The sequence below is a fragment of the Krasilnikoviella flava genome (genome assembly GCF_900167525.1).
GTDB classification, from domain to species: Bacteria; Actinomycetota; Actinomycetes; order Actinomycetales; family Cellulomonadaceae; genus Isoptericola; species Isoptericola flavus.
Map to the genome: position 1 here is coordinate 328785 of NZ_FUZQ01000006.1, position 22904 is coordinate 351688.

General features: G+C 75.6%; 23 protein-coding genes. 14 read left to right on the forward strand and 9 right to left on the reverse strand.

The genetic code is table 11. From position 1 onward, the window contains the following. The first annotated feature begins 46 nt into the window (after positions 1-46). From B5Y66_RS17655 to B5Y66_RS17675, 5 genes are read left to right on the forward strand one after another with little or no spacing between them, the layout of a single operon-like run. Positions 47-1063: a glycosyltransferase family 2 protein gene (locus B5Y66_RS17655; RefSeq protein ID WP_079575918.1), complete on the forward strand. Its 1017-nt coding sequence runs from the start codon at positions 47-49 to the stop codon at positions 1061-1063. Then, on the forward strand, positions 1053-2006 hold the full coding sequence (locus B5Y66_RS17660; protein ID WP_079575919.1) for an NAD-dependent epimerase/dehydratase family protein: 954 nt from the start codon (positions 1053-1055) through the stop codon (positions 2004-2006). Before B5Y66_RS17655 ends, B5Y66_RS17660 begins: the two co-directional genes overlap by 11 nt. Continuing rightward, positions 2003-2551 (forward strand): hypothetical protein, encoded by a 549-nt coding sequence (locus tag B5Y66_RS17665; protein ID WP_079575920.1) that lies wholly within the window; start codon positions 2003-2005, stop codon positions 2549-2551. Before B5Y66_RS17660 ends, B5Y66_RS17665 begins: the two co-directional genes overlap by 4 nt. Further along, positions 2548-4074 carry a hypothetical protein gene (locus B5Y66_RS17670; protein WP_079575921.1) on the forward strand — a complete coding sequence of 509 codons (1527 nt, stop codon included), beginning with the start codon at positions 2548-2550 and terminating at the stop codon, positions 4072-4074. Before B5Y66_RS17665 ends, B5Y66_RS17670 begins: the two co-directional genes overlap by 4 nt. Before the next feature lie 22 nt (positions 4075-4096). Continuing rightward, complete coding sequence (locus B5Y66_RS17675; RefSeq protein WP_079575922.1) at positions 4097-4597, forward strand: GtrA family protein; 501 nt, start codon at positions 4097-4099, stop codon at positions 4595-4597. Here B5Y66_RS17675 and B5Y66_RS17680 read toward each other — a convergent pair. Then, positions 4559-5296: a class I SAM-dependent methyltransferase gene (locus B5Y66_RS17680; RefSeq protein ID WP_079575923.1), complete on the reverse strand. Its 738-nt coding sequence runs from the start codon at positions 5294-5296 to the stop codon at positions 4559-4561. The genes B5Y66_RS17675 and B5Y66_RS17680 overlap by 39 nt on opposite strands. A 122-nt stretch (positions 5297-5418) precedes the next feature. Here B5Y66_RS17680 and B5Y66_RS17685 point away from each other — a divergent pair, with 122 nt between their 5' ends. From B5Y66_RS17685 to B5Y66_RS17695, 3 genes are all read left to right on the forward strand, one after another. Then, positions 5419-5889: a nitroreductase family deazaflavin-dependent oxidoreductase gene (locus tag B5Y66_RS17685; RefSeq protein WP_079575924.1), complete on the forward strand. Its 471-nt coding sequence runs from the start codon at positions 5419-5421 to the stop codon at positions 5887-5889. Positions 5890-6026: 137 nt separating this feature from the next. Then, positions 6027-6512 carry a hypothetical protein gene (locus B5Y66_RS17690; protein ID WP_079575925.1) on the forward strand — a complete coding sequence of 162 codons (486 nt, stop codon included), beginning with the start codon at positions 6027-6029 and terminating at the stop codon, positions 6510-6512. Beyond that, complete coding sequence (locus tag B5Y66_RS17695; protein ID WP_139820959.1) at positions 6434-7432, forward strand: zinc-dependent metalloprotease family protein; 999 nt, start codon at positions 6434-6436, stop codon at positions 7430-7432. The genes B5Y66_RS17690 and B5Y66_RS17695 overlap by 79 nt, the downstream gene beginning before the upstream one ends. Before the next feature lie 17 nt (positions 7433-7449). Here the strand turns inward: B5Y66_RS17695 and B5Y66_RS17700 are convergent, their stop codons facing one another. The 3 genes from B5Y66_RS17700 to B5Y66_RS17710 all read right to left on the reverse strand — a co-directional run bounded on the left by B5Y66_RS17700 (position 7450) and on the right by B5Y66_RS17710 (position 11005). Continuing rightward, entirely contained in the window at positions 7450-8505 is a 1056-nt protein-coding gene (locus B5Y66_RS17700; RefSeq protein WP_079575927.1) for a pirin family protein, read from the reverse strand. 821 nt (positions 8506-9326) lie between these two features. Continuing rightward, positions 9327-10334 carry a hypothetical protein gene (locus B5Y66_RS17705; protein ID WP_079575928.1) on the reverse strand — a complete coding sequence of 336 codons (1008 nt, stop codon included), beginning with the start codon at positions 10332-10334 and terminating at the stop codon, positions 9327-9329. A gap of 104 nt (positions 10335-10438) precedes the next feature. Beyond that, positions 10439-11005 carry a DinB family protein gene (locus tag B5Y66_RS17710; protein ID WP_079575929.1) on the reverse strand — a complete coding sequence of 189 codons (567 nt, stop codon included), beginning with the start codon at positions 11003-11005 and terminating at the stop codon, positions 10439-10441. A 52-nt stretch (positions 11006-11057) separates the two neighbouring features. Between B5Y66_RS17710 and B5Y66_RS17715 the strand changes: the two genes are divergently transcribed. Beyond that, positions 11058-11660 (forward strand): TetR/AcrR family transcriptional regulator, encoded by a 603-nt coding sequence (locus B5Y66_RS17715; protein WP_079575930.1) that lies wholly within the window; start codon positions 11058-11060, stop codon positions 11658-11660. A 30-nt stretch (positions 11661-11690) separates the two neighbouring features. Here the strand turns inward: B5Y66_RS17715 and B5Y66_RS17720 are convergent, their stop codons facing one another. Further along, the gene (locus tag B5Y66_RS17720) at positions 11691-12575 is read right to left on the reverse strand and encodes a sugar phosphate isomerase/epimerase family protein (RefSeq protein ID WP_079575931.1); all 885 of its coding nucleotides are present in this window, start codon (positions 12573-12575) and stop codon (positions 11691-11693) included. 99 nt (positions 12576-12674) lie between these two features. Between B5Y66_RS17720 and B5Y66_RS17725 the strand changes: the two genes are divergently transcribed. Next, positions 12675-13319 carry an HAD family hydrolase gene (locus B5Y66_RS17725; protein WP_079575932.1) on the forward strand — a complete coding sequence of 215 codons (645 nt, stop codon included), beginning with the start codon at positions 12675-12677 and terminating at the stop codon, positions 13317-13319. 31 nt (positions 13320-13350) lie between these two features. Beyond that, positions 13351-14382 carry a phosphotransferase family protein gene (locus tag B5Y66_RS17730; RefSeq protein ID WP_079575933.1) on the forward strand — a complete coding sequence of 344 codons (1032 nt, stop codon included), beginning with the start codon at positions 13351-13353 and terminating at the stop codon, positions 14380-14382. Between the two features lie 16 nt (positions 14383-14398). On the opposite strand, the gene B5Y66_RS17735 is transcribed toward B5Y66_RS17730, so the two are convergent. Then, entirely contained in the window at positions 14399-15238 is an 840-nt protein-coding gene (locus tag B5Y66_RS17735) for a GAP family protein (RefSeq protein ID WP_079575934.1), read from the reverse strand. A 132-nt stretch (positions 15239-15370) separates the two neighbouring features. Between B5Y66_RS17735 and B5Y66_RS17740 the strand changes: the two genes are divergently transcribed. Further along, positions 15371-16705 (forward strand): sensor histidine kinase, encoded by a 1335-nt coding sequence (locus B5Y66_RS17740; protein ID WP_079575935.1) that lies wholly within the window; start codon positions 15371-15373, stop codon positions 16703-16705. Beyond that, positions 16702-17427: a response regulator gene (locus B5Y66_RS17745; protein WP_079575936.1), complete on the forward strand. Its 726-nt coding sequence runs from the start codon at positions 16702-16704 to the stop codon at positions 17425-17427. Before B5Y66_RS17740 ends, B5Y66_RS17745 begins: the two co-directional genes overlap by 4 nt. Positions 17428-17446: 19 nt before the next feature. Here the strand turns inward: B5Y66_RS17745 and B5Y66_RS17750 are convergent, their stop codons facing one another. Together B5Y66_RS17750 and B5Y66_RS17755 are read right to left on the reverse strand one after the other, a co-directional pair. After that, entirely contained in the window at positions 17447-18316 is an 870-nt protein-coding gene (locus tag B5Y66_RS17750) for a carbohydrate kinase family protein (protein WP_245807196.1), read from the reverse strand. A gap of 35 nt (positions 18317-18351) precedes the next feature. Next, a complete protein-coding gene (locus tag B5Y66_RS17755; RefSeq protein WP_079575937.1) occupies positions 18352-20325 on the reverse strand; it encodes an NHL domain-containing thioredoxin family protein in 1974 nt (657 codons plus the stop codon). 161 nt (positions 20326-20486) lie between these two features. Here B5Y66_RS17755 and B5Y66_RS17760 point away from each other — a divergent pair, with 161 nt between their 5' ends. Beyond that, positions 20487-21710 (forward strand): DUF418 domain-containing protein, encoded by a 1224-nt coding sequence (locus tag B5Y66_RS17760; protein ID WP_079575938.1) that lies wholly within the window; start codon positions 20487-20489, stop codon positions 21708-21710. Here B5Y66_RS17760 and B5Y66_RS17765 read toward each other — a convergent pair. Beyond that, the gene (locus B5Y66_RS17765; RefSeq protein WP_079575939.1) at positions 21703-22899 is read right to left on the reverse strand and encodes an FAD-dependent monooxygenase; all 1197 of its coding nucleotides are present in this window, start codon (positions 22897-22899) and stop codon (positions 21703-21705) included. The genes B5Y66_RS17760 and B5Y66_RS17765 overlap by 8 nt on opposite strands. Positions 22900-22904: the final 5 nt, after the last annotated feature.

A 22904-nucleotide genomic window follows, 5' to 3' on the forward strand; every position in this document is an offset into this window, starting at 1 on the left:
CCCGTGGCCTCGCCGCCCTGACCCGCGCGCCCTAGAGTGATGAGGCATGGCGGAGCCCACCCGACCAGGCGCCGACCAGGAGCACACGCTCTCGGTCGTCATCCCCGTCTACCGGGGCGAGCGTCATCTGCCCGGGCTCGTCGACGAGATCGTCCCCCTCACCGAGCCGCAGCGCTCCCCGGCCGGCCACCTGTACCGCGTGACCGAGGTGATCCTCGTCAACGACTGCGGCCCCGACGACTCCGCCCGGGTGATGCGCGACCTCGCGGCGGCGCTCCCCTGGGTGCGGCCGGTCTGGCTCAGCCGGAACTTCGGACAGCATGCTGCGACCATCGCCGGCATCGCGAGCTCGTCCGGCGACTGGGTCGTGACGATGGACGAGGACGGACAGCACGACCCGGCCGACATCGGCGCGCTCCTCGATACCGCTCTGCGGGAACGGTCGGCGCTCGTCTATGCCGCGCCGAGGAACGAGACCCCGCACACCGCGTTCCGCAACACGACCTCACGAGCCGCCAAGCTGCTCATCAACATGCTCTCGGGCGGGGACGCCGACGCGACGAAATTCCACAGCTTCCGCCTCATGCTCGGCGAGATCGGTCGGAGCGTGGCGGCCTACGCCGGCCAGGGGGTCTACCTCGACGTCGCGCTGAGCTGGGTCGCCGACCGGGTGACCACCTGCCCGGTGTCGATGCGCTCGGAGGGCGAGCGCGTCTCCGGCTACTCCGTGCGCACCCTCGTCTCCCACTTCTGGCGGATGGTCATGACGAGCGGCACCCGCGGCCTGCGGGTCGTCAGCCTCATCGGCGCCACCTTCGCCACCTTCGGCGTCGCCCTCGCCGTGGTCCTGGCCGTCGACCGGCTCGCGGGCGGCAACGTCCCGGAGGGGTGGACCTCGACCGTCGTCATCGTCCTGCTGTGCTCGGGCATCATCCTGTACGCCCTCGGGATCGTCGCCGAGTACATCGGCGTCGCGGTCAACATGGCGATGGGCAAACCCCCGTACCTCATCATGAGCGACCCCCACGCCGGGCCCCTCGGCAGGAGCGGACGTGGCACATGACGGGGCTGTGACCTGGGTGGTCGGCGGGGGCGGCCTGCTGGGCGGGCAGCTCGTCGCCGGTGCGACGGCGGCGGGCCACACCGTCCACGCCAGCAAGGTGCCCTGGCACGACCCCGCCGCCGCCGTGTCGACCCTCGCCCGCGACGCCGAGCGGCTGCTGGGCGCGTTCGGTTCCGTCGACCTCCTCTGGGCCGCCGGGGCCGGCGTCGTCGCGACCGGCCAGGAGGCGCTCGACGGTGAGGTGTCCGTCCTCGGTGCCGTCGTCGACGAGCTGCTCGCCGCGTGCGGCCGGCACCCCGGGACGACCGTCCGCGCGTTCCTGGCCTCGTCCGCGGGCGGGGTCTACGCAGGGTCGGCGGACCCGCCCTTCACCGAGGCCACGCCACCGTCGCCGCTGTCGCCGTACGGCACGGCGAAGCTGGCGGCCGAGTCGGCGGTGCGACGCCTGACGGGCTGCGGCGCCACCGTCCTGGTCGGGCGGATCGCCAACCTGTACGGGCCAGGTCAGAACCTGGCCAAGCCGCAGGGCCTGATCACCCAGCTCTGCCGCGCCGAGGTGCAGCGCTCTCCCCTGCTGATCTACGTGTCCCTGGACACCGCCCGGGACTACGTCTACGTGCGCGACGCCGCGCGCATGGTGCTGGCCGGGATGGACCGGCTCTCCGACGTCGGGCCGGGCGCCGCCGTCGTCAAGATCCTCGCCTCGCAGACCGCGGTGACCCTCGCGACGATCGTCGGCGAGCTCTCCCGCATCACCAAGCGTCGCGCGCCCATCGTGCTGGGCACCTCTGCGAGCACCCCGTTCCAGACCCGCGACCTCCGCTTCCGGTCGACCGTATGGCCCGAGGTCGACCGTCTCGCCACCACCACCCTGGCGAGCGGTATCGGGGCCACGTTCGCGGACGTCGCCCGCTCCCTGCGGCGCCCCGGAGGGCCTCGATGACGCGCGGCGGGCGGCGTCCGCTCCGCCGCGCGTGCGCGCTGGCAGCCACCGTGACGGGCGTCGTGGCGAGCGTCGCCGGGACCTCGTCGTGCGCCGACCTGTCGGCGGGCTACCAGGGCCCCGCGGCGCTCGACCCGCCGCTCGCCGGTCCGTGCTGGCCGCTGCCCGACGCCGTCACCGTAGATGTCGGCTACCAGGTCATGCAGCAGTACGTCGTGGGCGACCGCTGGGTGCTGGTCGCCCAGTGGGACCGGCTGAGCCCGGACGACTTCACCGCGAGCCTCACCGAGAGCCTGGTCGACGGCGGGTTCACCCCTCGGGGCGCCGAGGACGGGTGGCACCGCTTCGAGGCCCCCGGCTACGGCGCCGTGGCGTTCGACGTCACCGCGCTCGAGGACGCCACGCCCGAGACCCTGGTCCAGGGCACCTTCCGGCTGGACCTCCCGCGGGACGCAGCCCGCCCCCGGACGACGGCGGGCTGCACGCCGATCCAGAAGGTCGACCCGCCGGCCGAGGGAGCGACGGTCATGGGAGAGGCGTCGTGACCGACACCGACTCCGAGCGGGTGCCCGGCGCCGCGTCCGCACCGTCGTCCGGCACCGCAGCAGACCACGAGGGATCGGCGACGCCTCCGTCCGGGACGCGCTGGCGCCGGCCCCTCCTGCCCCTGATCGTCGTCGGCACGCTGGCCCTCGTGAACCTGGGGCTCCGGGTCGTCATGGCGCACAAGGCGCTGCCGGCCCCGCTCGCGGGCGACGAGGTCGCCTACACCACCGGCGCGCGCGTCCTCGCGGACGCCGTCCGCGCCCTGCTGCAGGGCGGCGAGGTCCCGACGGACGAGCTCCAGGCACGCCTCGTCGGCAACGGGTGGTTCATGCCCGGGATGCCCTTGCTGATCGCCCCGCTCTTCCTCCTGGACCCGACGGCCGGCGACTTCACCGTCCGCTTCTACCTCGGCGTGCTCTCGACGACGGTCTTCCTCGCCGTCGTGGCGGTCGTCGCCAGGACGCTCGGGCTCCGCACGGCGGCCGTGCTGCTGGTGGTGCCGGGGCTCATCCCGATGTGGGCCCTGTTCGGCTTCAGCGCATGGGGCGACGTCTGGGCCGGGCTCGTGATCCTGGCGACGGTCCCCCTGCTCGTCGTCATGTGGCGCCGGCTCGACTCCGACGGCGCCGTCCGCCTCCGCGACGCAGCCCTGCTCGGGCTCGCCCTGGTCGTCGTCCTGTACCTGCGCTCCAGCACGCTCCCGCTGGTGGTGGCGGTCCTCGTCCTGCTGGTCGTGGTGGTCCTCCTACGGACGCGCGGCCGGGCGCTCGCCCGCTCGCTGGCCGCGTGCGCCGTCGCGGCGGCCGTGGTCGTGGCGCTGCTGGCCCCCTGGTCCGCGATCATGAGCCGCACCTTCGGCGAACGGGTCACGACGACCACCACGATGTCACTGTCCGTCGCCTATGCCTTCGGCGACCGCGACGAGCTCTGCTTCGGCCCCTGCGTCGAGGGGAACATCTGGACGAACATGGCCCGCTACGCCAGGACGGTGGGCGAGCAGACCGGGGAGAACCCCCTGGAGGTGCGGCGGCAGATGCGCGACTACGCGATGCGGGACGTCACGCCGTCGGGGTACGCCGCCGGGGTGCTCGACAACTTCAGCCGGTACGCCTTCTCCCCCGCCTCGTACGACCACGTGTTCCGGCCCGGGGCCACCCGGGCGCAGGATCCTCCCGAGCTGGCCCCCGACACGCTGAACATCGCCGTGACCCTCTGGACGTACCTCGTCGCCCTCGGCGTCGCCGCGGTCGCGGTCGTGGCCGCGAGACGCGTGCGGACGGACGCCCAGGTCATGGTGATCGTGGCCTCGTTGCTGCTCGCGCTCCTCATGTCCCAGCCGTTCGTCCACGTCTCCAGCGGGCGGTACTGGCCGGTCTTCGCCCCGTTGCTCGGGATCGCGATCGCCGGCCTGCTGGCGCCCGCCGACCTCGCGAGGTCGAGCACGACGCTCCGCCGGACCCAGGTGGCCCTCGCCGTCGGCTGGGTCGTGGTGGTCGGCGCCCTGTTCCTCGTGGCCGGCTGACCCGGACGGAGACCCGACGACCATGGCCCAGCCCGTGACCGGCCCCTCGTGGTGGGGAAGGATCGTGGCGATCCTGCGCCGGCGCGAGTCGGCGTACCTCGTCGTCGGCGCGATCAACACGCTGGTCGGCCTGGTGGCGTTCGCCGTCCTCGAGCGGCTCCTCGGCGACGTGATCGGGTACCTGGGCGCACTCGTGCTGGCCTACGCCGTGGGGATCGCGGTCGGCTTCACGCTGCACCGCCGCTTCGTGTTCAAGGTGCGGGGCGGCGTCTGGCTCGACCTCGTCCGGTTCGTGGGCGTGCAGCTCGGCGCGCTCGCGGTCAACGCCGCGCTCCTCCCGGCCTTCGTCGAGCTCGCGCACCTCCCCGTGCTCCCGGCGCAGGTGCTCGCCCTGGCTCTGACGGTGGTCGCCAGCTACTTCGCCCACCTGTACTTCTCGTTCCGACGCCCCCCGGACGCGCTCGCGCGCGAGCAGGACCCGGGATCAGGACAGGGGCCGGCGGGCGGCGACGACGACCGATGACCCGAACGGCAGGTCCCGCCGCGCCAGCACCCGGTCGTCGACGGTCCCGAGCGCGGTGAGGACCCGGTCGACCACGGGGGACGTCCGCGGGAGGCGGACGATGTCCGCGGCGTGCCCGCCGTCCCGCCGCACCAGGCCGCGGGCGCGCCGCGCGAGCCGTTCGACGACGAAGGCCGGGAACGTCGAGGCGAACGCGTAGGTCGCACGGAGCACCTCGAACCCGCCGCCCTCCAGGGCCGCCACGGCGCGCCCGCGCGTGTAGCGCCGGACGTGCCCGTTCCGGACGTCGAAGTCGCTCCACAGCCACTGGTAGGCGGGCACGGTCAGGAGGAAGCACCCGCCGGGCCGGAGGACCCGCCGGACCTCGGCGAGGACGACGGCCTCGGGGTCGCAGTGCTCGACGACGTCGAAGGCGCCGACGACGTCGAACACGGAGTCCTCGAAGGGGAGCGCCGTCGCCGACCCGCACACCCCCGAGCCGGACGCGAGGCCCCGCGGATCGATGTCCAGGGTGACGTGGTGGCGCTGCCCCTGCAGCCACCCCACGCTGGGCCCGTCCGCGCTCCCCACGTCCAGGACGTCGGCCGCATCGTCGGCGTACGCACCCAGCACGGTCCGGAGCAGGTGCGCGCGGGTGCGGTACCACCAGTAGTCGGAGCGGTCGAGGGACGCAGACCCACCGTTCGCTGACGGTCTCACAGGCACGAACGTACTCGTGCGGCGCGCGATCGGCCGGGTGGACGACCCGTCCGCCGCTCCTCCCGCCCGCGTCCACGCGCGGAGCCGCGCAGGTCGCCTCGGGCGAAGGTAGCTTCGCGGGCATGAGCCTTGCCGCCCGCATGCTGCACACCCGCTGGTTCGTCCGCGCCCCGATCGGCCTGTTCCGGGCGGGCCTCGGCTTCCTCGCGGGCGGGCGGCTGCTGATGATGCAGCACCGCGGGCGCAGCAGCGGGCAGCGACGGTACGTGGTGCTCGAGGTCGTCGCGCGACCGGCGCCGGACCGCGCCGTCGTGGTCGCCGGGCTCGGCCCGCGGTCCCAGTGGTTCCGCAACGTACAGGCCGACCCGCGCGTGCTGGTGTCGATCGGCTCGCGGCGCGAGGTGCCGTCCCGCGCCGTCGTCCTGGCCCCGGACGAGGGCGCCGCGACCCTGCGCGCGTACACCGGCGAGCACCCCGGCCCGTGGGCCCAGCTGGGACCCGTCCTCGCCGAGTGGGCCGAGCCCCTCGCGCGCGAGCAGGGCGAGGCGGACTGGCTGCGCGTGGTGCCGGTGGTCGAGCTGCGGCTGGGGTGAGCGCCCTGGGCGACGATTTCACCCGCTGACCGACCCGCGTCACCCCCGCCCCGGGGGGCGGCGCAGCGGGGCTGGTGCGTACGCTTCTCGGGCCGATCGCGCCCTCCTGGCGCGCATCCGGAGCTCCAGGGGGAATCATGCAGGCACGCGCGGTCACCGTCGTCGCCCTCGTCACCACCGCGCTGCTGGCGGAGCCGCTCGCGGCCGTCGGAGCCCCCGCCCTCGCGGCGCCGGCCACGGCCGCCACCTCGGCGGGCGTCGCCGCCGGCCCCCGCGACCCCGTCCTCGACGGCAGGGCGGTGGAGGACTCCGCCGTCGACGACGTCGTGCGCTGGCAGTCCGCCGTGCCCGGCCCGGACCTCTCGCGCGCCGGGGTGCGCGCCCAGACGGACCGGAGCGTGCACCGGGTGGACGTCGCGGTCGCGACGCCGCACTGGATGTCCCGGACCCGCGCCGGGCAGCTGGTCCGCGACGCCGACGTCGACGCGCTGCTGGCGAAGGTGTCGGCGTACTGGTCAAGCAGTCGGGCGGCCGCGTGCGGTTCGTGCGCAGCTCGGACATCGAGCGCGTCGACACGGGCGACGGGTCGTGCACGACGACGAGCCGCATCCTCACGCAGGTGAAGCGGGGCGGGCGCGCGCACTACGGCGCGGACTGGTTCACGTCGAGCACGCGCGGGCCCGGCAAGCGGGAGCACCTGGTGGTCCTGTTCCCGTACCTGCGCGGCGACTACCCCGGCGGGCCGCGGGAGACCGACACGTGCGGCGGCACGCTCGGCCTCGGCTCCCTGCCGAGCAAGGCGAGCCGCGACAACCCCGGCGGCTGGTCCTTCTCGTTGTTCGGCGGACCGAACGGCGAGACCCGTAGCTCGCGCTTCACGCACCCCCAGTACGCGACGGCGGTGTCGACGCTGGCGCACGAGCTCGGCCACAACATGGGCCTGGAGCACTCCGGCGTGGGCTGGTGCACCGGCAGCGTCCCGGACCGCCCGTTCACGTCTTCACGCTGCGGCGCGGTCGAGGGGCTCGACCCGATGGACCTCATGGGCGCCGACTTCGCCGCCGTCGGCACGGCGCCCCTGTCCGGCGCGCAGAAGAAGCGCCTGGGCGTGCTGCCGGCCTCCGACGTCGTGACCGTGACGAAGAAGGGCGGCGCGCGCACGGTGCGGATCTCCGAGCGGCACGTGGCCAACAGCCGACCCCGGCTGCTGCGCGCCGTCGACCCGAAGACCGGGCAGTACTACTACGTGGAGTTCCGCCGCCCGTCGGGCGCGCGCTACCCGTCGCTCGGCGGCATCCCGTGGCGGGCGGCGAGCGACTACACCGTCGCCTACGGGGTCACGGTGAGCCGGTTGGGACGGGTCGGCTCGACGTGGGCGTACCCCGGCGAGCACCTGATCGTGCCGATGGGCAAGGAGTCCCGGCGGCACTCGAACCTCAGCCGGGGCTCGTCGTTCACCACCCGCTCGGGCGCGCTGCGGCTCACCGTGCAGTCCGCCGGCGACGGTGTCGCCACGGTGCGTGTGACCTTCCCCCGGACCTGACGCCTGACGTACGCCCCTCAGGGCCGGGTGCGCGGGCGCAGCCGCACGTCGGGCAGCACCGGCGCGCGCAGCGGCCCGCTCGCGTACCCGTGCACCTCGCCGAACCGCCGTGCGGCGGCCCCGGCGGCGTACCGGGTCGGGGTGGCCTCGCCGGACGCCCCTGAGCCAGTCGAAGGGTCGTCCGCGACCTGCGCCATCCAGTCGGCGCGTGCCAGCGCGACGTCGTCGTGCGTTCGGCCCACGAAGTTCCACCACATGACCACGTCCTCGGTGAACGGCTCGCCGCCGATGAGGACGGCGCGCACGGGCGAGGCGCCCGCCGTCACGACGAGCCGGTCGCGGCCGGGGGCGACGTAGCCGAGCCCGGCGGGCGGCACGACCTCGCCCTCGAGCGTCGCGTCCCCGGCGTCGACGAGCAGGGCGTGCTCGAACGTCGGGTCGGTCTCCAGGGTGACGCTCCCGCCGACGGGCAGGTCGAGCTGGGCGCCGACCAGCGGCGTGTACGTGCGGGCCGGCGACGCGAGCCGCTCTCCCGCGACGCCGAGCGCGCCCATGAAGACCTGCACGCGCGCGCCGCCGGTCGTCGCCACGGGCAGGTCGCCGTGGTGCTCGAAGTGCGGCTCCGCGTGCCGGTCGGACTCCGGCAGCACGGTCCACAGCTGCACGCCGTGCAGCGACGGCGGCCGCCCCTCGGCCGGCGACTCCTCCGAGTGCGAGATGCCGAGCCCCGCCGTCATGAGGTTGAGCTCCCCCGGGCGGACCGTCTGCAGCGAGCCCACCGAGTCGCGGTGCAGGATCTCGCCGGCGAACAGCCACGACACGGTCTGGAGCCCGATATGGGGGTGCGGGGGCACCTGCATCCCCACGGAACTTGAGACGTCGTCCGGGCCGTAGTGGTCGCAGAAGCACCAGGCGCCCACCAGCGAGCGCTGCCGTTGCGGGATCGTGCGCCGCACGGTCATCGCGCGCGGGCCGCCGAGCGGGACCTCGCGGGCGGTGAGCAGCTCCACCCCCGTCGGGCGGTCCCCCGCGGTGCAGGTGCGTTCCGTGGGGCGCGTCTCGAGGTTGCTCATGGGCCGAGGGTAGGACGACGCGCCCGCCCCCGACATGCCGAGGCCCCCCGGGGCGGCCGGGGGGCCTCGGAGAGCACCGCGTACCCCTGATCGACGGTCCCGGGGACCAGGGGTGCCGTGGCGACGTCACGACCCCGACCGCTCGCCGCGTCCCGTCGAGGCCTGGTGCGTCGTCGCCTCTCAGGAACACGTTCTCCGCGAACAGCCGGGCGCGGGTGGTCTTCCGGCCCCGTACAGGCTCCTGTGTCGTCACCCACAACCCGCACCGCGGTACGGGACGGCCCGTCGTTCTCCGGTTGACCGTGTCCCGTGGAGAGGGCTGACGACCGACCTTCTCAGGTGATCGTCGGCCCGGATCTCCGCAAGACCGGTACGCACGTTTCTAGACCTGCTGCCGGTGCGGTGCAAGGGGTGGGGAGCAGGTTTTCGGGACGGCCGATCCGACCACAGGTTCGTCCACAGGTGGACCCGCGGAATCCCCACACCGCCCACAGCCCTGTGGAAGAAATTTGTGGACGACGCGCCGGGCGCGACACGCGCTGCCACGCCGCCGACGGGCCCCGGCCCTCCCGCCCGACCCTGCCGGCCCGTGGCACGGCCCCGGTGCCGACCCGGCAGAAACCGCGGAATCCCGCGGCTCGTGGCACCATCCCCTCACTCCGTCACGCCGGCGCCGGCGCTGCCCGATCGCGCCCCCGACACCGTTCCACCCTGGAACGTCGCAGGTGAGGACCACCGGGCCGCATCTCCCGCTCCTGCCCGGCCCTGTGGACACATCCTGTGGACAGTCGCTGTGGACAGTGCCTGTGGACGACGCCGGGTCACACCCAGGCGCGCGCCCCCGGCGACGGGTCGGCCCGCCGCGACTCCAGGTCGCGCGCGGTGAGGACGAACCCCGCGTCGTCGACGACCGCGCCGCCCGCCCGGCCGTGCAGCAGCGACGCGACCCGGGCCAGCAGGGCCCGCGCCCGGTCGCGGGCGATGACGTGCAGCCCGGACGGATCGGAGACCTGCAGCTCGTACGGGTCCTGCGGCAGCCACGCGAGCCGGTGCACCGTCGCGGGCGCGCCGTCCGGCCACGGCTCCGCCGCGAGCGCCCGGGGCGGCCCGCCGGCCCGTTCGTGGGTGACGACGAGGTCGCCGTCGTACGGCGTCCGGGCCAGCACCCGATGGCCGGCCTCGCCACCCGGCGCGGCCTCGAGCGTGGAGGTCGCGACCACGGAGCGCACCACCTCGAGCAGCTCCCCGGCCGGCACCGGCCGCGCCGGCCAGACCACCAGGTCGACGGACGCCGCCGGGTCGGGGCGCAGCACCTGCCGCCCGTCGGCGAGCAGCATCCCCGAGGTGCGGCGCGCCACCGCGACGGCCCAACGGACGAGGCGCAGCTCCTCCCCGACGGGCAGCGCCGCGGCGAACGCCCGCGCGATCCCGTCGCGGTCGTCGTACGCGGCGGGCCGACCGCCCCGCGCGTCGAGGGCGCCGTCCGCGCGGCCGAGCGCCCAGGCGTCGGCCGGGTGCGCGCACCCCAGCGCGGCCGCCGCGGCGGCGTCGAGCGGGAAGGGGCCGGTCGCGCGGTGCTCGTCGCCCAGCCGCAGCACCCCGGCGGCCGGGCGGGTCACGGCCCGCACCCCGTGGAACCGCGCGCCGCCCCCGGCCCGCGACGGCGCGGCCGCGGATGGCGGGCTCAGCCAGCCGACGTCGTCGAACCAGGCGGCGGCCAGCCCCGGCAAGGGATGCCCCTCCGGGGCGTCGCCGCCCGGCGGCCGGGGCACGACGAGCACGTGGTCGGAGGTGTGCTCCGCGGGGACGACCGCCGGGACCCTGGCCATGGCGCGGACCGTACCGGTCGCGCGGTCACCGGGACGTCACGGCCATGTTGCGGTCAGGTGACGTCGCGGCACCGTGACCTGCGGCTCCGCGGGCGGGGGAGGTGTCAGGCGCGCACGTCGTGCAGGTGGTGCACGACGTCGTGCAGGAAGTACTGCCCCAGCGTGCGGACGGTGAAGACGGACCCGTTGGACCGGCGTCCGGTGCGCTCGGCCTGGCCCGGCGCGACGGCGTCGAAGGATGCCGCGACCGCCTCGCCGTCGGCGTCCAGCTCGTCCGCGAGCACGCCCGCGTCCTGGTGCGCGTAGTCGCCCTCGAGCGCCGCGACGTCCTGGTCCCAGTTCGCGAACGCCGGGTCGTCCTCCGCGACCATGCGGCCGAGCCGCTCGTCGAAGATCCGGAAGACGTCGCGCACGTGGGCGGCGTACTCGAGCGGCGACCAGACCTCGGGGCGGGGCCGCACCGCGGCGTCGGGCCGCGCGAGCACCGCGCGCCAGCGGGGCAGCGTCGCGCGCACGGCCGGGCCGACGTCCGCGGGCTCGACCTCGGCGGCGGCGAAGCCGCACTCCGGGCACGGGCGCGCCAGCACCCACGTCCAGTCCTTGGTGTCGGGGACGATGCCGTCCGCCTGTGCGGCGGGCCGCTGCTCGGAGGGCGCGGTGGGGTCGGTCACACCGGCACCTTAGCGTCCCGAGGTGCTGACAACAGATGCCTATGATGTCAGCATGCCCAAGATCATCGGGAAGAGCCTGCACGAGCACCGCCAGATGACCCGGCACAAGCTGTTCACCGCCCTCTCGACGCTGATGTCCGAGCGCGGGTTCGACTCCGTGACCCTGGCCGACATCGCGACGGCGGCCGGCGTCGGGCGCACCGCGGTCTACAACCACTTCCCCGACAAGGAGGCGCTGCTGCTGGGCTTCATCACCCATGAGACCGAGCAGTACGCGCAGACCCTGGAGCGGGCGCTCGCCGAGGTGGACGACCCCGTGGAGCAGCTCCGGACGTACATCCGCCAGCAGGCCCAGCTCACCCGCGTCTTCCACCTCGCCCCCGGCCCCGACCTGCGCACCGTGCTGTCGCGCACCACGCAGGCGCGGCTGCGGGAGCACGCGGAGATCGTGGAGTCCATCCTCAAGCGCATCCTGCGCGCCGGGATCGCCGAGGGCGAGTTCCCCGAGCAGGACATCGAGCCCACGGTGCAGCTGGTCAACGCCTGCCTGTCGGGCCGGCTGATCCCCGATGCCCCGGACGCTCGCGAGCGCGCGATCCGCGCCACCGAGGCGTTCGTGCTGCGGGCCGTCGGCGCCCGCGTCGCCGCGGCCTGACCCTTCAGCGCCGGCCGTCAGCCCTGGCCGTCACCAGGCGTCGGCGGGCAGGTGGTGGTGCTCCGGCGGGGGCGGCTGGTACGGCTCCGGCACCGGGGCGAGGTGCGCCCGGGCGAACTTCAGCGCCGCCTGGAGGTCCGCGTGGCGCTCGCTCGCGGTGCGCGCCTTGCGCGTCGAGATCTCGACGACGACGTCGCCGTCGTAGTCGCGTCGCGCCAGCTCCTCCAGCACCTTGTCGCACGCCATGTCGCCGCGGCCGGGCACCATGTGCTCGTCGCGGCCCGACGCCGTGCCGTCAGCCAGGTGGACGTGGCGCAGCTTGTCGCCGAAGCCGTGCACCAGCGCGAGCCCGTCCTGCTGCGCGATCGCGGCGTGCGAGAGGTCGAGCGTGACGGCCTCGTAGTCGTGGTCGGCCGGGTCCCAGCCGGGCAGGTAGGCCTTCAGCTCGCGGTCGCCCCGCGAGCGAGGCTTCCACGGGTACATGTTCTCCACCGCGACGGTCACGCCGTCGGCCTGGTCGAGGCTGGCCTCGTTGAGCTCGTGCACCAGGTCCTGGAACTGCCGGGCGTACTTGTACTGCCAGCGGAACGGCGGGTGCACCACCACGGTCCGGGCCCCGAGCTCGCCCGCCATGTCGACGGAGCGGCGCAGCTTGTCGGCCGGCGCCCGGCCCCACACCCGCTGGCTGACCAGCAGGGTGGGCGCGTGCACGGACCGGATCGGCACGCCGTGCTCGTCGGATAGGTGCTGCAGGGCCGCCGGGTCCTGGGTGGCGGCGTCCGACCACACCATGACCTCGACGCCGTCGTACCCCAGCTCGGCGGCGACCTCGAACGCGAACGCCGCGCGGCGTGGGTACACCGACGCGGTCGACAGGGTCACCGGGACGGACGAGGGTTCGCGGGGGCCGGCCATGGTTCGCACGATAGCCGCCACGGCTGAACGGCTCCTGACAAGCGGCTGTCCTCGTCCCGCCACGATCGTCCGGCGCCGACGGCGGATAGGGTCACGGGCATGGTGCGCGCGGTGGTATTCGACGTCGGTGAGACCCTGATCGACGAGACGCGGATCTGGACCCGGTGGGCCGACCGGCTGGGGGTGCCGGCCCTGACGTTCCTGGGCGTGCTGGGCGGCTGCGCGGCGCTGGACCTGTCCCACCGGCACGCGTTCGACATGGTGCGGCCCGGCGTCGACGTGCCCGCCGAGCTCGAGCGCTGGGCCCGCGACGACCCCCACGGCCTGCGGGAGAACTTCGACGCCGACGACCTGTACCCCGACGTGCGCGAGGCGCTCGCCGGGCTGCGCGCCGCCGGCCTCGCCGTCGTCGTCGCCGGGAACCAGCCGCCGCAGGCCCGCGCCGCGCTCGAGGCGATGGACCTGCCCGTCGACGCGATCCGCACCTCCGACGAATGGGGCGTGCAGAAGCCGGACCCGGAGTTCTTCGCGAGGGTCGCGGAGCTCAGCGGGTTCCCCGCCGCCGAGATCGCGTATGTCGGCGACCGCCTCGACAACGACGTCCTGCCCGCCGCGGACGCCGGGATGATGCCGGTCCTGATCCGGCGCGGGCCGTGGGGCTACCTGCACGCCGAACGGGCCGAGGCGGCCCGCGCGACGGTGGTCGACTCGCTCCTCGACCTGCCCGCGCTGCTCGCCCCCTGACCGGTTCCCGCCCTCCGCTACGCTCGCGCGCGTGCTCACCAAGACCGAGATCAGCGACGACCAGGTCGCCGCGCTGCTCGCTCCGCTCGGTGCCGTGCGCCGTGTCGCGCCCCTGAGCGGCGGGCTGTTCGCGAGCGTGGTGCGCGCGGACCTCGCCGACGGGCGCACGGTGGTGGTCAAGGTGACGGGCGCCGACACGACCCGCCTGCTGCGCTACGAGCACGGCGTGCTGGGCACGGAGGCGACCGTCGACCGGATCGCCCACGCCGCCGGTCTGCCGGTGCCGCGCGTGCTGCACGTCGACACGACCCGCGCCCACGTGGACGGCGACGCCCTCGTCACGACCTTCCTCGCGGGCGACCCGTGGAGCACGCTCGAGCTGGACGACGCCGCCGCGGCCCGGGCGCGCCGGTCCCTGGGCTCGCTCATGGCCCGGCTGCACCGCCTCACGCGCGACGACCTCACGCGCCAGGACGGCGCCCCCGACGACGGCAGACGGTTCGGGTACCCGGCGCCCGAGGCCGGCCTCGCGGCGCCCACCTGGCCGGAGGCGTTCGCGGGGATGGTGCGGGCCGCCCTCGACGACGCCGCGCGCTGGGGCGTCGACCTCCCCGCGGCGCGGCTGCTCGCCGCCGTCGACGACCACCGCGACCTGCTCGCCGACGTCACGACGCCCCGGCTCGTGCACGCCGACCTGTGGCCCGGCAACCTGCTGCTCGACCCTGCCGACCGGACCGTCGTCGGGGCCCTCGACGGCGAACGAGCCCTGTGGGGCGACCCGGTGTTCGAGCTGGTGGGCGCGGACCAGCTCGGCGCCGGCGCCGTGGACCCGGACCTGCTGGCCGGGTACCGCGACGCCGGCGGCGACCTGGGCATCGGCGACGGCACCCCGGGCTCCGGCGACCCCGACGCCTGGCAGCGCCTGCGGCTGTACCGGGCGTACTTCGCGTGCCTGCTGGTGGTGGAGATCGTGCCCCGCGCGTACGCCGGCGACTGGGTGGCCGGCCACGAGCGCACCGCGCGCGCCAACCTGCTGCAGATGCTGGACGAGCTGGGCGCCTGACGGTCGCCGCGCCCGGTCAGCCGGTCCAGCCGAGGCTGCCCATCGCGTTGAGCGCGAGCAGCACCCCGAGGATCCCCAGCACCCAGCCCGTCATCTCCGCGGCGTTCTTCGACAGCCACCTCTCCAGCCGGACGAGCAGCGGGTCGACGGCCCGGGCCGCGACCAGGCGGCCCCCCAGGAGCAGCAGCGCGGGGAGCACCATCACCACGCAGTAGACGGCCAGGACACCGACGCCGGTGCCGGTCCCGAGGTCCGACGTCGTGATCAGGCCGATCGCGGCCAGGTACGGCAGCATCGTGCCGACCTCGAGCGCCACCGCGCCGAGGGCGAGGCCCATGAGCGGCAGCAGCGAGGAGCGCTGCCGCACCGCCGTCGCCGTCGTGCTTGCGGGGAGCAGGCCGGGGGTGGCGTCCGCCGGGATGACGGCGCCGGCCGTCTCGATCCCCATCGCACGCTCCCGCCAGCGGACGAGCCGGCCCGGCCGCGCCCCTTCCCGCGCGGCGCGCGCCCGCGCCCGCTTGCCGTCGAACCGGAAGCTCAGCGCGAACAGGCCGAGACCGAGCAGGAGCTGCACGATCAGCGCGGGCCGCGAGTCCAGCGCGTCCCCGAACCTGTCCAGGAAGGCGCCCGCGCCGAGCAGCACCGCGACCCCTACCGCGAGGTAGAAGACGGCGACCGTGCCCAGGTAGGCGAACATCCGCCCCGCGCGGGGCCGGCCGGGAGCCATGAGCAGCCACACGGGGATGAGCAGCGTGCCGAAGCTGGTCGAGTCGATGAGCGCCAGCACGACGAGCACGCCCGCCATGGCGCCGAGCCCGGCGCCCTCCAGGCCACCGAGGTCCAAGGGAAGGTCCATCCCACGATCCTGGTGGCGAGGCGCCGACCGGGGCGTCCGCCGAACGAGTGATCCTCGGCCGCCGGGTCCCCCGGGGCGGGCATACCCCTTTCGGACGATCCCCGGGCGACGCCGCTGTGCTGGGATGGGGCCGTGACCACGGACCACGCCGCGACCGCCCGCCTGCGCAGGCTGGTCGGGCTGTGGAGCGGCGACGACCGCCGCAGCGACGTCACCACCGCCGTGACGCTCTTCGTGCTGGGCTGGCTCTTCCTCCAGGTCGGGCTCGTCGACCTGTTCAACGGCGGGCCCTTCGGCGCGACGACCCCCGAACCGTGGTGGCGCGTCGCGCTCCTCGCCGTCGGGTGCGCGCTCACGCTCGCCAAGCGATCCCGCCCGATGCTGGCGCTCGCCGGCGGCGTCGGCGTCACCCTGGTCGACCTCGCCTGGGGCGGGAGCCTCGCGATCCTGCTCGTGCTGTGGGACCTGCTGTACGCGGCGGCGATGTGGTCCGGCACGACCGCGCGCCGGTGGCTGTGGGGCACGGCGATCGTGCTGAGCGTCGCCGGCGCGGTCGCCGCGGGAGAGTCGTCGCGCGACGTGCGCGCGTTCGTCTACGCGGGGCTGAACCTCGGCGCGATCCTGCTGGTGCCGATGTGGTGGGCGACCAACGTGCGGCAGAAGTCGGAGCTGGCGGCGGTGGAGCGGTCGCGTGCCGACGAGGCTCGCCGGACGGCGGAGCTGGAGCGCGAGCGGGCCGCCGACCTGGCGCGCATCGCCGAGCTCGACCGGCACGAGGCCGTGCGGGCAGAGCGGGCGGCGATGGCGCGCGACCTGCACGACGTCATCGCCTCCCACCTGTCGACCATCGCCATCCACTCCGGCGCCGCGCTCAGCACCCCGCCGGACGCCGCGCGCGACCGCGGCGCGCTCGAGCAGGTGCGGGCCAGCGCCGTCGCGTCGCTCACGGAGATGCGGTCGATGATCGGGCTGCTGCGCGCGGACGCCCCGCGCGACCCGCTCGCCGCGCCCGGCCGGCTCGACCGGCTGGACGACCTGCTCGACGTCGCCCGGGCTGCCGGCACCGCCGTGACGACCGAGGACCCGGGCGGCGTCGCCCGCGCCGACCTGCCGGCCGCCGTCGGGCACGCCCTCTACCGGATCGCACAGGAGGCGCTCACCAACGCCCGCAAGCACGCCCCCGGGGCGCCGGTGACGGTCCGCCTCGCCCGCGGCCCACGCCCCCGCGGCGGTGCGGTGCTGCTGGAGGTGCGGAACGCGCCGCCGCCGACAGGGCCGGGGCCTGCCGTGGACGCGGCCGGGATGCCGCTCAGCGCGGGCACGGGGATGCTCACCATGCGCGAGCGCGCGGAGGCGCTCGGCGGCACCTTCGAGGCCGGGGCGACGGACGACGGCGGCTGGGCCGTGCGCGCGCGGGTGCCGGCCGGCGCGGAGACCGGCGGAAGGAACGAAGGGACGGCGGGATGACGACGACGGAGGCGGGGGCCGGGTTCGCGGACGACGGCGGGACCGGTGGCGGCGCGGTCCGCGTGCTCGTCGCCGACGACCACGCCGCGATCCGCGCAGGGCTGAGGCTGCTGCTCGACGCCGCGGACGACGTCGAGGTGGTGGGCGAGGCGGCCGACGGGGACGCCGCCGTGACCAACGCCCGCGCGCTGCGCCCCGACGTCGTGCTCATGGACCTGCGCATGCCGGGCACGGACGGCATCGCGGCCACGCGCGCGATCGTCGCCGAGGGCCTGGCCGACGTGCTGGTGCTCACCACGTTCGACCTGGACGAGTACGTGGACGGCGCCCTGCGGGCGGGCGCGGCGGGGTTCCTCCTCAAGACGGCGGAGCCCGTGGCGCTGCTCGACGCGGTGCGCCGCGTCGCCGCCGGGGACGGAGTGCTCGCGCCGGAGGTGACGCGGCGCGTGCTGGCGCAGCTGACGGGCGCGGCCCCGGGGCCCGCGCCCGACGTGGACGGGCCGCCGGCGGCGCCCGCCGACCCGCGGCTGTCGGACCTCACCCCGCGCGAGGTCGACGTGCTCGGCGCGCTGGGGCGCGGGCTGTCCAACCAGGGCATCGCCGACGAGCTGGTGATCACCGAGGCGACGGCCAAGACGCACGTGTCGCGGGTGCTCGCGAAGCTGGGCGTGGTGTCCCGGATGCAGGCGGCGATCGTCGCGCGGGACGTCGGCCTGGCCTGACCCGGCGCCCCGCCTCCCGTCACCCCGCCGGGGAGAGAGCCCGGCTGCGCACCACCCGCGCGGCGTGCGCGGCCGCCGCCGCGAGCGCCTCGGAGAGGCCCGCGCCGCGCAGGTGCGCGTCGAGGAAGCCCGCGAAGAAGCCGTCGCCCGCACCGTTGGTGTCCACGACGTCGTCCACCCGCTCGGCGGGCACGTCGACGAAGCCGTCGGCGTCCAGGGCCGTCGCGCCGCGCGCGCCGTGCGTGCACACCACGAGCCGCGCCCCGGCGTCGAGCCGCCCGGCCATGAACGCGCGGTGGTCGGGCAGGCGGTCGGAGCTGAGGAAGACGTGCGTGCCGGCCTCCGCCCAGGGGCGGTGGAACGCGGTGACGCCGTCGTAGTCGTGCAGGTCCACCCACACGTCGCGGCCCCGCTCGGCCGCCGCCGCCAGCACGGGGACGGAGTGCGCGGCGAGGTCGACGACGACGGCCGCGGCGTCGTCCACGGCCGCGAGCGCCGCGTCCCACCCGGGCCCTGCGGCGGCGACCTCGCCGGGCGCACGCAGGTAGACCGACACCCGGTCGCCGACCGGATCCATGAGGTTGAGGTGGCTCTCGGTGCGCCCGTCCGGTGACGGCTCGGCCAGCACGCGCACCCCGGCGTCGTCGAGCACGTCGCGCACCCGCGCGCCTTCGTCGTCGTCGCCGAGCACGGTGCGCAGCACGACGCCGCGCCCCAGGCTCGCCAGGTTGAGGGCCTTGCCCGCCGACGTGCCGCCCACCGTGTCGTAGGCGCCGCGCGCGAAGACGGTGTGGGGCGTCGGCTCGGGGAGCGCGTCGAGGTGGACGATGCGGTTCCAGGACACAGGGCCGGCGACGAGGACGTCGCCGGGGGTCAGGGTGGTGGTCACGCCGGAACCCTAGGCCGCGGGGCCGGCGGCGCCGGTCAGCCGCGCAGCGGGAGCGTCAGCGAGGCGTCGCCGTCCGGCGTCACGCGGACCGGCACGCCCCAGTCCTGCTGCGCCAGGTGACAGGCGGGGAACACCTCGGGGTCGGGCTCGCCGTCCGGGCCGAGCGGGACGACGTCGCACGACGCCGCCTTGGCGGTCACGTGCAGCACGCCCTCGGCGACGTCCGGGTCGAGCACCAGCACGCGATCGAGCTCGACGCCGTCGCCCGCGCCGTCGAGCAGCAGCTCCGGCGGGGTGGCGCTGACGCGCAGCTCGGTGGACGGGCCCCAGCGGTCGTCGAGCTTCTGGCCCGGCGCGGGCACGAACGGCACGTCCAGGCGGAGCTCTCCGGGCGCGACCTCCGTCGCCGGGCGCGCCGTGCGGTGCGCACCGCCGTCGAGCACCTGGCCCGCGACGTCCGCCGACAGCGCGACCCGCGTCAACCGGTGCGCCGCGGACTCCACGACGAGCAGGCGCGCCTGCCCCGAGCCCGTCGAAGGGCCGACCGCTGTCTCGACGAGCACGTCGCTCGGCTCCGCGAGGCCGGTGGCGAGCGTGGTGACCTGCTGCGTGGCGGGGTCGTACCGGCGCAGCGCGCCGTTGTACGTGTCCGCGACGACCACGCTGCCGTCGGGCAGCGACGCCACGCCCAGCGGGTGCTGCAGCAGCGCGTCGGCCGCGGCGCCGTCGCGGTGGCCGAAGTCGAACAGCCCCTGTCCGACGGCGGTGCTCACCGTGACCGTGCCGTCGTCGTCCGGCACGACACGGCGCAGGGCCGACGTCTCCGCGTCGGCCAACCAGAGCGCGTCGCCCGCGTCCGGGCCCGCGGCCGCGGCGAGCCCGGACGGCTGCGCGAACCACGCCTGCGCCCCCGGGCCGTCCTCCAGCCCCTCGTTCATCGTGCCGGCGAGCAGCCGGAGGCTGCCGTGGCCCTCGAGCGCGAGCGGGTCGAACACCCACAGCGTGTGGTTCCCGGCCATCGCGACGACGAACGCGCCGAGCCGCGGCGACCACGCGACGTCCCACGGGGAGCTGAGCCGCACGGACGCCGCGGGGAGGGTCGCGCCCGGGTCGAACGCGTCTGTCGTCCCGACGACGTTCTCCTGCCCGCCCACCATGAACTGCTCGCCGGTGCCCGCCACCGTCCGCACCCGGCCGGTCGCCAGGTCGACCCCGCGCAGCGCGTGGTTCACCGTGTCCGCGACGAGCACGTCGTACCCGAGGGTCGGCCGCAGCTCGTCGGGCACCAGGCACAGCCCGTTCGGCTCGCTGAACCGCGCCTCGTCCGCGGAGCCCCGCGCGTCGGCGAGGCCCCGCTCGCCGGACCCGATGCGGCGCACCAGGGTCTCGCCGTCCGGCCCGAGCTCCGCCAGGGAGTGGTGACCGGCGTCGGCGACGAGCAGGTTCCCCGACGGCAGGACGACCGCCTTGGCGGGGAAGCGCAGCGTGCTCGGCGTGGGCTCGGGCGGCACGTACGGCCCGTCGCCGCGGTGCAGCGTGCCCTTCGCGTCGTGCTCGGCGACCAGCTCCTCGACGATCGCCTCGATCGCCGACGCGTGGCCCTCCCCCGCCATCTGCGCCACGACGTACCCCTCCGGGTCGACAACGACGAGCGTCGGCCAGGCGCGCGCCGTGTAGGCGCCCCACGTGACCAGCTCGGGGTCGTCGAGCACCGGGTGGCGCACCTCGTACCGCTCGACGGCGGCGGCCAGGGCGTCCGGGTCCGCCTCGTGCGCGAACTTGGGCGAGTGCACGCCCACGATCACCAGCTCGTCACGGTGCCCCTCCTCCAGCTCGCGCAGCTCGTCCAGCACATGCAGGCAGTTGACGCAGCAGAAGGTCCAGAAGTCGAGGACGACGACCTTGCCGCGCAGGTCCGCGAGGGCGACGTCGCGGCCGCCGGTGTTGAGCCAGCCGCGGCCGACCAGCTCGGAGGCGCGGACGCGGGGCAGGCGGGTCGAAGAGGTCACCCCGCCATTCTGCGGCAGGTCCGGGTCCCTCCATCACGGACGCCGGCCGCGGGCCGACCGCGCGTCGTCCGTTCGGTGGACGGCAGTGTCCGTCCGCGCAGTCCCGGACCGGGGCCGACCGGGGGACCCGCGCTCGACCTGCCGCTCCCTAGCGTGACGGCATGAGCCCTCTCCCCACGGCCGTGCCCGCAGGCACACCCTCGGCTCCGCCGCTCCTCGGGCGGTCGCCGGCCCCGGACCTGGCCCGCGGCTGGATGCTGGCGCTGATTGCCGTAGCGAACGTGATGATCTACCTGGTCGGTCGCCCGTACGGCTTTCGCCAGCACGTCGTCGAGGACGGCGCGGTGGACCACGCCGTGTCCGCCGCCGTGGTGACGCTGGTCGACGGGCGGGCCTACCCCCTGTTCGCGTTCCTCTTCGGGTACGGGATGGTCCAGCTGTCCGAGCGGCGACGGAGCGAGGGCGCGGGCGACGCGGAGGTCCGGCAGTTCCAGCGGCGGCGGAGCGTCGTGCTGATCGCCTTCGGCGCGGTCCACGGGATGCTCCTCTTCCCTGGCGACATCCTCGGTTGGTACGGGGTCGTCGGTCTGCTGCTCGCGGCGCTGATGCGGCGGTCGGACCGTGCGCTGCTGTGGGTGGCCGGGCTCTGGTTGGTGCCCGCAGCCGTCGTGACCGGCCTGGTCTACGGCCTGGCGACGGGTCCGGAACGCGGCTTCCTCTGGTCGTTCGAGATGACCGACCCGCTCGCCGCGCTCGCCTCCCGCCCGATGGAGTGGGTCATGGCGCCGTTCGGGCTGCTCCCGGTGGTCACCGCCGCCCTCGTCGGCGTCGTCGCCGCCCGGCACCACGTCCTCGAGCAGCCGTTCCTCCACCGACGGCTGCTGCGCCGGACGGCGCTGGTCGGGATCCTGCTGGCCGTGGCGGGCGGCGCCCCCAGCGGTATCGTCGCGGGCGGCTACCTCCCTGCCCCGGGCGTCTCCGGCTCCGTGACGCTCGCCGTCGTCCATGCGTTGACGGGCGTGGCGGGCGGCCTGGGACTGGCGGCGGTGTTCGCCCTGCTGGCGTCCCGGTCCCCCGGCCGCCCCGGGGTCGTCGTCGGCGCGGTCGCCGCCACCGGCCGACGCTCGCTGAGCGCCTACCTCAGCCAGTCCGTGGTGTTCGTGCTGCTCCTGACCCTGCCTCTCGTCGGCCTGGGCGCGCACCTGGGCACGGCGGCGGCGACCCTGCTGGCCGTCGCGGTCTGGGCGACGACGGTCGTCGTCTCTGCCGCGCTGGACGGCCGGGGCGTCCGGGGCCCGGCCGAGCGGCTGCTGCGGCACCTGGCATCTCGCGGGCGCGGCCCGCGGCGAGCGCGCCTCCCGCGCCCGACGGGCTCGGTCAGCTGACCAGCTCGGGCAGCTCGATCGCGTTCGCCGCCCGGTGGATGGGGGCCGTCATCGCGGCCATCATCCGGTCCTTGCCGGGCAGCCTGTCCATGACCCGCAGCATCGCGAGCGAGGCGCGGACCTGGCCCTTCGAGCCGACGACCATCCGCTTGATGTTCGCGGGGCCGAGCGCCTGGTTGGCCGCCACGAACGGGCGCATCCTGCGCTCGTAGGCCGCGAACGCCCCGGCGGGGTCGTCGTGCGTGCCGAGGGCGGCGGCCAGCACGTACGCGCCGACGAGCGCGAGGCTCGTGCCCTGCCCGGAGGCGGCCGACGCGCAGTACGCGGCGTCGCCGAGCAGCACGGTGCGCCCGGCCGACCAGCGCTCGGCGCGTACCTGGCTGAGGGAGTCGAACAGCAGGTCGGGCGACGCGGGCACGTCGGCCAGCAGCCCGGGCACCTCCCACCCCTCGCCCGCGTACGCGTCGGCGAGCAGTCGCTCGCGGCCCGCGCGCCCGAGGTCCCGGTGGCCGAGGGGCCCCGACGACCACAGGAACATCGCTCGCGCCCCCTCCTCCCGGGCCGTCGCGTAGACCAGCGCGGTGCGGCCGGGCCCCACGTACGTGACCTCCTCGCGGTCGAGGCCGAGCCGGTTGGGGACGGTCGCCACGGCGACGTAGTACCCGAGGTCGACGACGTGCCGCTCGTCCGGGCCGAGCACCAGGTTCCGCGTCCGGGAGCGGAGCCCGTCGGCGCCGACCACCACGTCGTAGCGCCCCGTGCGGCCCGAGGCGAGCTCGACCTCCACCCCGTCGCCCGTGTCCTCGAGGCTCGCGATCGAGTCGCCGTAGACGTGCTCGGCCCCGGCGGCCCCCTCGCGCAGGAGGCGATGCAGGTCGCCGCGCAGCAGCTCGACGTCGTCGTGCCCGCGGCCGCCGAAGGTGTCGCCGTCCATGCTGGCGGCCCGGCGCCCGCGGGCGTCGACGACGCTGCCGGCGCGGACCTCGGTGCGCAGGGTCCGGGCCTCCTCCAGCAGGCCCATGTGGTCCAGCACCTGCAGCGCGGCGCCCCGCACGTCGACCTTGTAGCCGCCGGCGCGGGGCGCGGGGGCCTGCTCGACGACGGTCACGACGTCGCCGCGCGCGGCGAGCCGGTGTGCGAGAGCGAGGCCGGCGACGCCGCCGCCGGAGACGAGGACGGAGCGGTTCATGGGAG

Coding starts and splice junctions, on each gene's coding strand:
- B5Y66_RS17735 (WP_079575934.1), bottom strand. CDS start 15,238: ATGGACCTTCCCTTGGACCTCGGTGGCCTGGAGGGCGCCGGGCTCGGC.
- B5Y66_RS17760 (WP_079575938.1), top strand. CDS start 20,487: ATGAGCCCTCTCCCCACGGCCGTGCCCGCAGGCACACCCTCGGCTCCG.
- B5Y66_RS17715 (WP_079575930.1), top strand. CDS start 11,058: ATGCCCAAGATCATCGGGAAGAGCCTGCACGAGCACCGCCAGATGACC.
- B5Y66_RS17765 (WP_079575939.1), bottom strand. CDS start 22,899: ATGAACCGCTCCGTCCTCGTCTCCGGCGGCGGCGTCGCCGGCCTCGCT.
- B5Y66_RS17720 (WP_079575931.1), bottom strand. CDS start 12,575: ATGGCCGGCCCCCGCGAACCCTCGTCCGTCCCGGTGACCCTGTCGACC.
- B5Y66_RS17690 (WP_079575925.1), top strand. CDS start 6,027: ATGCAGGCACGCGCGGTCACCGTCGTCGCCCTCGTCACCACCGCGCTG.
- B5Y66_RS17745 (WP_079575936.1), top strand. CDS start 16,702: ATGACGACGACGGAGGCGGGGGCCGGGTTCGCGGACGACGGCGGGACC.
- B5Y66_RS17665 (WP_079575920.1), top strand. CDS start 2,003: ATGACGCGCGGCGGGCGGCGTCCGCTCCGCCGCGCGTGCGCGCTGGCA.
- B5Y66_RS17705 (WP_079575928.1), bottom strand. CDS start 10,334: ATGGCCAGGGTCCCGGCGGTCGTCCCCGCGGAGCACACCTCCGACCAC.
- B5Y66_RS17725 (WP_079575932.1), top strand. CDS start 12,675: ATGGTGCGCGCGGTGGTATTCGACGTCGGTGAGACCCTGATCGACGAG.
- B5Y66_RS17675 (WP_079575922.1), top strand. CDS start 4,097: ATGGCCCAGCCCGTGACCGGCCCCTCGTGGTGGGGAAGGATCGTGGCG.
- B5Y66_RS17685 (WP_079575924.1), top strand. CDS start 5,419: ATGAGCCTTGCCGCCCGCATGCTGCACACCCGCTGGTTCGTCCGCGCC.
- B5Y66_RS17655 (WP_079575918.1), top strand. CDS start 47: ATGGCGGAGCCCACCCGACCAGGCGCCGACCAGGAGCACACGCTCTCG.
- B5Y66_RS17700 (WP_079575927.1), bottom strand. CDS start 8,505: ATGAGCAACCTCGAGACGCGCCCCACGGAACGCACCTGCACCGCGGGG.